The organism is Brasilonema octagenarum UFV-OR1 (assembly GCF_963888615.1).
In the GTDB taxonomy this organism is placed as follows: Bacteria; Cyanobacteriota; Cyanobacteriia; order Cyanobacteriales; family Nostocaceae; genus Brasilonema; species Brasilonema sennae.
Genome location: NZ_CAWPKW010000163.1, coordinates 1 through 7,539, shown reverse-complemented (window position 1 = coordinate 7,539; position 7,539 = coordinate 1). Strand labels below are relative to the sequence as shown.

8 protein-coding genes, 1 other RNA gene and 2 pseudogenes are annotated in these 7,539 nt (G+C 42.8%); 7 read left to right on the top strand and 4 right to left on the bottom strand.

The genetic code is table 11. The features are described from left to right. Positions 1-238, top strand: a pseudogene (locus AC5590_RS11280) (hypothetical protein); the annotation flags it as partial. A gap of 168 nt (positions 239-406) precedes the next feature. On the opposite strand, the gene AC5590_RS11275 reads toward AC5590_RS11280, so the two are convergent. Next, positions 407-1,279, bottom strand: coding sequence for a 6-carboxytetrahydropterin synthase (locus tag AC5590_RS11275; protein ID WP_169268670.1), 873 nt, complete (start codon positions 1,277-1,279; stop codon positions 407-409). A gap of 504 nt (positions 1,280-1,783) precedes the next feature. Between AC5590_RS11275 and AC5590_RS11270 the strand changes: the two genes are divergently transcribed. Beyond that, positions 1,784-3,061: a PrsW family glutamic-type intramembrane protease gene (locus AC5590_RS11270; RefSeq protein ID WP_169268669.1), complete on the top strand. Its 1,278-nt coding sequence runs from the start codon at positions 1,784-1,786 to the stop codon at positions 3,059-3,061. A gap of 147 nt (positions 3,062-3,208) precedes the next feature. On the opposite strand, the gene AC5590_RS11265 is transcribed toward AC5590_RS11270, so the two are convergent. The 3 genes and pseudogenes from AC5590_RS11265 to AC5590_RS11255 form a co-directional block, all read right to left on the bottom strand. Beyond that, entirely contained in the window at positions 3,209-3,910 is a 702-nt protein-coding gene (locus AC5590_RS11265; protein WP_169268668.1) for a J domain-containing protein, read from the bottom strand. A 21-nt stretch (positions 3,911-3,931) separates the two neighbouring features. Then, positions 3,932-4,518: pseudogene (locus AC5590_RS11260) on the bottom strand (pyridoxal-phosphate dependent enzyme); the annotation flags it as partial. 60 nt (positions 4,519-4,578) lie between these two features. Then, positions 4,579-5,016 carry an Rrf2 family transcriptional regulator gene (locus tag AC5590_RS11255; protein ID WP_169268667.1) on the bottom strand — a complete coding sequence of 146 codons (438 nt, stop codon included), beginning with the start codon at positions 5,014-5,016 and terminating at the stop codon, positions 4,579-4,581. A gap of 364 nt (positions 5,017-5,380) precedes the next feature. On the opposite strand from AC5590_RS11255, the gene AC5590_RS11250 reads away from it, so the two are divergent. The 5 genes from AC5590_RS11250 to queF all read left to right on the top strand — a co-directional run bounded on the left by AC5590_RS11250 (position 5,381) and on the right by queF (position 7,208). Further along, positions 5,381-5,647 carry a YciI family protein gene (locus AC5590_RS11250; protein WP_169268666.1) on the top strand — a complete coding sequence of 89 codons (267 nt, stop codon included), beginning with the start codon at positions 5,381-5,383 and terminating at the stop codon, positions 5,645-5,647. A gap of 38 nt (positions 5,648-5,685) precedes the next feature. After that, positions 5,686-5,782: signal recognition particle sRNA small type (gene ffs, locus AC5590_RS11245), an RNA gene on the top strand. Between the two features lie 25 nt (positions 5,783-5,807). Further along, positions 5,808-6,197 (top strand): phasin family protein, encoded by a 390-nt coding sequence (locus AC5590_RS11240; protein WP_169268665.1) that lies wholly within the window; start codon positions 5,808-5,810, stop codon positions 6,195-6,197. A gap of 152 nt (positions 6,198-6,349) precedes the next feature. Continuing rightward, positions 6,350-6,754: a hypothetical protein gene (locus AC5590_RS11235; protein ID WP_169268664.1), complete on the top strand. Its 405-nt coding sequence runs from the start codon at positions 6,350-6,352 to the stop codon at positions 6,752-6,754. A 76-nt stretch (positions 6,755-6,830) separates the two neighbouring features. Beyond that, positions 6,831-7,208 (top strand): preQ(1) synthase, encoded by a 378-nt coding sequence (gene queF, locus AC5590_RS11230; RefSeq protein WP_169268663.1) that lies wholly within the window; start codon positions 6,831-6,833, stop codon positions 7,206-7,208. The last annotated feature ends 331 nt before the right edge of the window (positions 7,209-7,539 follow it).

Sequence of the window (7,539 nt, the reverse complement as noted above, 5' to 3'; positions counted from 1 at the left end):
AGGGGAGATGAAGGAGTTATTTCTTTCCCCTTCGGGTTCGCAGTCGCCTGCGGAGGAGCCAGTACTGAAGGAGGGTTTCCCGACAGAGGTATCTGGCGTTGGAAACCCTCCCGCAGCGCTGTCTCACCTGCTCCCTGCTCCCTGCTCCCTGCTATATGATAAGTATTTTTCCGGACATGATATTATTGAGTTTCATACACCGAAAATGCGTCAGCTATCGGGTTTTGCTGTGGAATAAGCTTGAATTGGGGCGACTAGTACCGCTGCGCGGAATTCAAAATTCAAAATTCAAAATGAATAGAGTGTAAGCTTTTCAGAGATTTTGAATGGTATGCTTATTTACGCCGCGCTGTACTAGTGAAACTAAAGCGCCCCTTTCAAATACTTGTGAACAAATCTTGACTCGCTACAAGCGTACTAACACAGGTTGATTTTGTGCAGCATTGACTGAGTTTGAATCTGACTCAGTGCAATAAATTTCACAGGAGTTATTCGGAGTTTCCATTAATTTTACTTTGTATAGTGTCGCTCCTAATTCCTGAATGGGCGATCGCAGCAGTTGACTGATACAAAGTGCAATATTCTCAGCAGTGGGAACAACTTCAGCAAAGTATGGAACGTCTTTGTTTAAGAAGCTGTGGTCAAATAGCTCAATAACGTACTCTTTTATAGCTTGATTCAAAGCGCCCAAATCAACAATCATCCCAGTGCGTGGATCAATCTCCCCTTTTACAGTCACTTCTAAATGATAGTTGTGCCCATGACCGTTGGGATTAGCGCACTTACCGTAAATCTTGAAGTTTTCTTCGCCGCTAAGACGAGGATGAGCTAGCTTATGGGCGGCGCTAAAATAAGTGCTGAGTGTGAGGTATGCTTCCATGCCGTTTCCTAAATAATCAGCCCAAAGTTCGGGATGCTCAAAAAGCTGTATACGCACTAAAGGTAAATCAGGTTTTAGTCGTTGCCAAATTACCCGTGCAATGTTTTCTGGGGTGGGTAGAGTTTGTTGAAACTCTAACCATACATCGTTGAGATAGGAAAAGTCCAGTATACTCGTCACTTTTCGGTTAATAACGTGTTTGACGTTGGACAAGTTGAGAATCATGCCATATTCATCCAATTCTCCAACCAGGGAGACAAATAAGACATAATTGTGTCCATATCCGGGAAATCTTGAACAAGCACCAAATTTCTGAATATTTTCTGCTTCACTCAGTTCTGGCAACCAATAGCGATGACTTGCCGAAAACTGAGCGCGACGACTTATAATACATTGCATAAGCAAGCTGTGAGTAAAATTTAAAATTTCTTAAATCTTACTGCTTCCAGTATAAACAAATTCTGGTGTAAGTTGTTAATTGTTGGTTGTTCGTCAACATTCCTGGTTTAACTTAGGACTTAAGCACTGTACAAATGCACCCACTTATGCATTCAGACAAGTTAGCTTTGTCGGCATGTTTGGCACAACCAAGACGACATTCACATCATTTGCAACCCGTCCGGCTTGGATTGCTCCAGTTTGGACGCTTTGCAGTTTGTCTATCTACAGACTTCTAGTTTGTGAGCCTAACCTTACTTCTGCATAAAATAACTTTGCTTACACCTATTAAGAATACAGAAGAAAAGCTTCTTCATGCTTAACTTCTGTGATCATCAAACTTTTGTTAATACCTAAGTTATCAAAGTATATAGTGGTTGCAAATCTTTCTGAGGTTCTCAAACAAAAAAACAACGTTGCCGTAGCATTTTTCTTGATAAAAAACACAACTTTAGGAGTAATTTCATGGCAGGACTTCACCGTTACAAATGCTTTTTAATACAAATAAACTCTAGTATAGAAAGTGAGTCGCAACAAACTGAGAACATAGTTTTATCTGATAAACCAATAGTAATTGGACGAGATGCTAGTTGTTGTGACATTGTTTTAGATTCCACGAAATACCAGGAAGTGTCCCGTCAGCATTTAAAAATTTCCCCCCTCTCGTCTGGTTCTCCCAGTGATCTGCCTCAATGGGAAATATCCGATTTGGAAAGCCGTAATGGTATTTATATTAATGGTCAGCGCTTACAAGGTTCTCAAATTTTGCAAGTACATGACCAGATCAAACTTGGTCGCAAGGGTCCAGAATTCGTTTTTGAGTGTGAACAGATTAGCTTTGTTGGTATCAGCGATATATTTCCTGTCGTCTCAGGAAGGGTAGATTTACATCAGAAAGGTTTCCTTGTTCCGGGCATTGTCACAGTGATATTCGTTGTAGCAATGTTGGCTACTCGAGATAACAATAACTTCAACTTCCTCTACATCTTGGCAGCTTACCTAGCTTTTGCAAGCCACTATGTTATTCACAAACTCTGCCATAAACATAAGCCCTGGTGGTTGCTAGTTAGCTTAGGTTTGGCTACTGGTTTACCGCTTTTAACTGCCCATCATGAATTGGCAACTATTTTTCACGACATCTTACCAGGAGATGCCTCGGAACACAACGAGAGCATTCTTGCTATCATTCTCAAAGAATTTTTCAAGGCAGGTTTGTTAGAAGAATTGTTTAAAGTGCTGCCAGTGATATTAGTTTACTTTATAGGCAGACTACTCCAATCACCCAAGCGCGAACTGATTGGGGTATGGGAACCTATGGACGGAATCCTTTTAGCAACAGCATCTGCCACTGGATTTGCATTAGTAGAGAGTTTGATGCTAGTGCATGAAGAAACTCAAAGCAAAGGTAATTTTGCGGGATTAACACTTTTAATTCCCCTGATCTTAGGAGATATTTGTGGACAGGTGGCATATAGCGGCTACTTTGGCTACTTCATTGGATTGGGTGCAATGAAACCTAAAAAACTTTGGCGGTTTATAGGAATCGGCTACCTGACTTCAGCATCTCTACATACCATTGGAGCGATTATCTCTGAGTTGCAAAAAGAACATAAACTAGATTTTCTCATCGGTAACGTACTCTCAGCTTTGATAGGCTCTGTGGCTTACATATTTTTGATGGCAGCAATTGTCAAAGCCAATCAACTTTCGCCCGCTCATTCACACAAATCAGTCAATAGGTAGAAGACAAGTTAACTTTAGACGCGTAGTATTATCGTATCTGCATCATGATGGTTTCTAGTTCGTGTTAAATAGAACAGCTATAAGTGGGTGCATTTGTACAGTGGGTAAATCCGACCACGAATTATTACGATTACTAATTATCAACCGTTACACATAGGCACCGAGAGATTCTTGTGCCTCACGGTACATATTAGCGGCAGTGCGAAACATTTCTTGACCAGCGTGCAAGTAACTCTCGTCATAGTTAAGAGGAAAATATGCTAACTGATCTAGCCCATCGCCTATTTGATTGAGACAATAGTAGAGATGGGCTGCTGCTCTTGCTAAACTAGGTGGATTTGGTAAAGAACGAAAAGTCAGGTGCGCCTGCTTGAAGTCAGCTTGACACGCGTGTAAGTAATCCTGAAATTCTTCCAAGAGGACATCATCAAAGGGATCAGCAGCAAGCTTCTCAATTTGCTCCCGTAAAGAAGCCATAATGGTAAACAGCAGGCGGTTCACTGGCTGATAAACTCGGTGCAGCCATTCCTCTATTTGCTCATCGGCGTCTTTTCCTGTTTTTCTTGTCGCCTGGTATTGCTGTTGAGCTGCTGCTGTACGGTGTTGCCTATTGGTAGTGGTTTGTTGAGAGCGTTGACGCAGTTTTTGGTCGTAATTTAGGCGATTTTGAGCGTCGCCTAAAACCTCATATGCTGCATTGAGACGGATAATTTGCTCAGGATCACCGGTACCCTGATTGCTATCAGGATGAAACATCTTGACCAAGCGACGATAAGCTTGCTTAATCTCCGCTTGGGTTGCGTTTGGACTAACTTTGAGTGTTTGGTAGTGGTTCGTCTGATCTGCCATTTATTCAATGTACCGTTAGCATCAGCTAACTGCTAGTTTTGGTTCCAAGTCTTGGAACAACGGTGTACTCAAATACCTTTCTCCAAAACTAGGCTGAATCATTACGGATTTCGCGTCCCTCGTTTTCTTTGCGTTGGGCAACACGAATAGCAGCAAACAAAGCAGCACCGCTGGATATGCCAAGCAGTAGTCCAACTTCATTTGCCAGCTTCACTTGTAAGCGATCGCCTCTTCATCAGTGACCGAAATGACTTCATCTATAATGTTGACATTCAGCACTTGAGGAATGAAGCCAGCACCAATTGCTTGAATTTTGTGAAAACCTGGTCTTTTACCAGATAACACTGGGCTGCTTGGGTGTTCAACTGCGATACGCACAGAGTCAACCTTCTGGCTAACTTGTGCTGAGCCTGTCGAAGTAGCGCCCACGGCAAAGTCTTCCGGCTGCTCGCCTGAAAACTTGGTTTGCGTGCTTTGATAAGTTCAGCTACATCTGTAATTGTACCACCTGTTCCGACTCCAGCAACTACTATATCGACCTGTCCGTCAGTATCTTCCCAGATATCCTCCGCTGTCGTCTCCCAGTGTATTTTGGCGTTAGCTGGGTTACTCAACACTCAATTGTAAAAATTTACAACCTTCTTTCCCTACTGATTAGATACTAGATACTAGATGTAGTACATTATGTCCAACTGTCGTCGAGAATCGCGTTTTTCACAGAGTTCTGCAAGGGTGTACTTTTGCAAAACTGTGTTTGCCGCCACCCTTGCTTCTTGCCAGATCTCTTCCACAACACCACTGTCTAGAGTTTTCGGGTTGATGTCTTCCTCACCTATGCCCACATCTAACCCTTCTAAACAATTCAAAATCTCGAAAAGAGTTATTTTCCAAGGTTCTCGCGCCAACAGATAACCGCCCTTTGAGCCACGCTGGCTTTTCAGTATACCTCCACGCCTCAAAGTTGCTAGCAGTTGTTCTAGATAGCGGTCTGGTATATTTTGTTGTGTCGCTATCTGTCGAATTTGCAGCGGTTCCCCGCTTTGGTAATGAGTTGCTAGCTCTATTAGAGCCAAAATTGCGTATTCTGATTTACAAGATAGTTCCACGGGCAGCTTTAAAAAAAAATGATGGGTTTATAAGAAACAAAGTTAAAAGTTAAAAGATTTTTTGCTTTTTTCTTTCTGACTTTTCTTGTCCTCTTTTTATAGTATACTCCGGCTATCCGCTAGGGTTTGTTATTTTCAAATGTTGCTCTAAATATTCCGAAGCTTTTATCTCAAATTTATTGATCCCTGTCGCTCAGGAGCTTGTATCCTGAAAAAAAAAGGAAGAACCCTCCTCATGAGCTACTCGTTTTAATAGGGTTTGTTCATTCTCTACGTGTAAGACCCCGTAGGATGTACGAAAAATACGATTTTTCTTTCCCCCTACACCCCCACATCCCCACACCCCTAGTTTTGGTAACAAGCAATGCCCTGGTTTGTCAAGATAGAAGAAGGCAAAGTTGAGAAGTCCACGTTTGATCAATACGTAAGCGCTCATCATGCTTACGTACAGGAATTAATTGCCAAAGGACACAAAGCGAAAACTGGCTACTGGGCGCAAAAAGGTGGCGGTATGATGCTGTTTGAGGCAGCCTCAATGGATGAAGCACAAAATATCGTAGCTCTTGATCCATTGATACAAAACGATTGTGTTAATTATCAGCTTTACGAGTGGAAAATTGTAGTGGAATAACACACACAAAGCGAAAAATTAATGCTATGGTGTTTAAAGACTCGGATCTACGCGGCTGTAACGCCCAAATCTTGTCAGGACCGGAAGGTAGCAGCAACACGGGATGCTTATAGTAGGCGTAGTCTCCGGGTCGCCCCATTTTAGGAGCAAAAAAGCAGCAATGCCAGGTTTTGGAGATGTTGTAAAAAAAGCTTTTTACCTTGGTGTCGGGTTGGCTTCTTATGCGGGAGAGAAAGCAGGAGGGACAATAACCGAACTGCGATCGCAAGTCCAAAAGCTGGCAGATGAAATGGTTGCGCGGGGCGAAATGACAACAGACGAAGCCCGCCGGTTTGTAGAAGATATGATGAAGCAAGCCCAAAGCGTACCCGCATCTGATACAACAGCTGCTAAAACGTCTCCCTCTGAACCACGTCGGATTGAGATTTTAGAAGAAGACGAGGAGCCAACTACTGTAAAAGCAACTCAACCAACTGAGAATGTTGATAAGCTACGCGACCAAGTCAGACAAATGCAGGAAGAACTGCGTAGGTTACAACGCGATAAGTAGTTGTCAGGCTGGCAGAAGTGCTTGAGCATGAGACTGAAAATTTTCTTGATAATGTAAAATTTTTATAAAAAATAGTCCTTAGGATGTACAAAAGTGCTCCCAGCCATGTAGCATTAAGCGTCCAGTAACTAACTTGTAAGGGCGTCGGGTTTATGGAAAAGTGGCAAGAAGAGTTTTGGGACATGATAGAAATAGTGACTGATGAAGTGGAACGCTTCTTCGTGGGCATGACGGAGATGGTAGATACCTTTTTTGAGTTCACAGAAGAGATTAGCGACCAAGTACAAAATACTATAGTCACCGAGTTAGATCAGTATTTACAAGAGCTGGCTGATCCGATTTTGGAAATTTACAGCGAACTGGAAGACATTGTTACAGATGATATTGATCTGGGTTTTCCTTATCCTGTTGAAGCCTGTCAAGAAAAAAATCCCGCTTGCATTGGTTGTCGTCATTACCACGGTCAAGTGTATAGTGGAAATTTGTTAGTTTGCGGTATGCATCCCCACGGTTGGGAAGATGAGAATTGTCCAGACTGGGAACAAGAAGAGTTATGATTAGTTAGTCAATAGTCCAAAGTCCAAAAGAATTTTTGACTGTTGAGTGTTGAGTGTTGATTTTTGACTGTTGACTATGGAAATCAAATATGGAGAACGCAACATTGCGGAAGGGCAACTAATCACATTTCCCAATCCGCGTGTTGGCAGACGATACAATATTGACATTACTCTGCCAGAATTTACGTGTAAATGCCCGTTTTCTGGCTATCCTGACTTTGCCACGATTCACGTTAGCTACATCCCTAATGAACGAGTCGTGGAATTGAAGGCGCTAAAACTTTATATTAATAGCTATCGCGATCGCTATATTTCCCACGAAGAAACTGCCAATCAAATCCTAGACGATTTTGTTGCTGCCTGTGATCCAACGGATGTCACTGTTAAGGCAGATTTCACACCTCGTGGTAATGTGCATACGGTGGTTGAAGTGCGACATCAGAAGAACGCGTAGAAATCTGATAGCGCTGCCCTGGTTACAAATTTTTTATTCAGATATCCTATTCGTCATGTCTTAATGTTCAATCTGCAATTTCTGGACGAATATGAGGAAGATGATGAGGTGATACTGGCTGCGAAGCCGTCAGTCGGAGGCTCAGATCTTACACCTCCGGCTGAGTACGCCCAGAACTCAAGTTCGTGGCTCATAAACACGCGTCCGTTAAAACGGAACGGCACATGCTTCTCCCAAGGGGAGACGCAATCATGCGAACAAGTCGGGAAACCCGGACGCCCTAGTGGGAACGGCCACGCCTTACGGTGAGTCCAGCGCTGCGGGAGGGTCT